The sequence below is a fragment of the Myxococcus sp. CA039A genome (assembly GCF_013336645.1).
Classification (GTDB): domain Bacteria; phylum Myxococcota; class Myxococcia; order Myxococcales; family Myxococcaceae; genus Myxococcus; species Myxococcus llanfairpwllgwyngyllgogerychwyrndrobwllllantysiliogogogochensis.
In genome coordinates, this window is record NZ_JABUMQ010000720.1 from 1 (window position 1) to 819 (window position 819).

The following is an 819-nucleotide window of genomic DNA, read 5'->3' on the forward strand; positions in this document are numbered from 1 at the left end:
CCCCCGCACCGCGCATGCACCCGCGCCCCGTTCGCCCCGCCGCGCGCGGCCACCGCTCCCGCCGGCAACGCCGCCACCTCCCCCAGCGTGGTGAGCCCCAGCGCGGAGAAGGACGCACCCTCCCGCCCCTCCAGCGCGGCCAACGGCAACGGCGCCAGCGCCCGAGCCGAATCCCCCAGCGGAATCACCTCCACCCGCCGCGCCCCGTACCGCGCCAGCGCCCGCGAGGTGAACGACTCCGAGGCCACCGCCACGTGCGCCCGGTACCCCAGCTCCGAGCACAGCGCCAACGCCCGCGAGCACAGTCCTTCCTCGCCTCCAGACAGGTGCGCCGCCCCCGCGTCCAGCCACAGTCCATCCGGCGCGGAGAGCTGGAAGCCCGGCCCCAGGCACAAGAGCGCCTCCCCCAACGCGACCAGCGCCCGCGCCTCCTCCTCCGGCCGATAGGGAAAGTGCCGCAGTTCCGGATCCAGCGCCGTCGCCGCCGTGAGCGTCGTCCCGGGCCGAACCCCCGCCTTCAGCGCGGACGTCGACGCCGCCGCCACCCGCCGCTGGCCGCGCGACTCCTCCACCAGCACGAAGGGCCGCCCCGTCAGCTCCGGGCACTCGATGACCTTGCGCTGCACCGGGAAGCGCGTGAAGTGAAGATACGCCCTGCGCATGGGGCCTCAGTGCGTCGCCGAGGCCGCGCTCAGCCCCGCTCGCAGCGACGGCATGGCGCCATCCCGCCCGGGCCGCTGGCCCTGGATCCCCAGGCCGTTGCGCGCCACCCACGCCCCCTCCTTCAGGAAGTCCGGCGTGGCATCCGCATCCAAGGGC

At 75.7% G+C, this 819-nt stretch carries 1 pseudogene; it reads right to left on the reverse strand.

The features are described from left to right. A pseudogene (locus HR086_RS47245) lies at positions 1-662 on the reverse strand (DNA polymerase Y family protein); the annotation flags it as partial. Between the last annotated feature and the right edge of the window lie 157 nt (positions 663-819).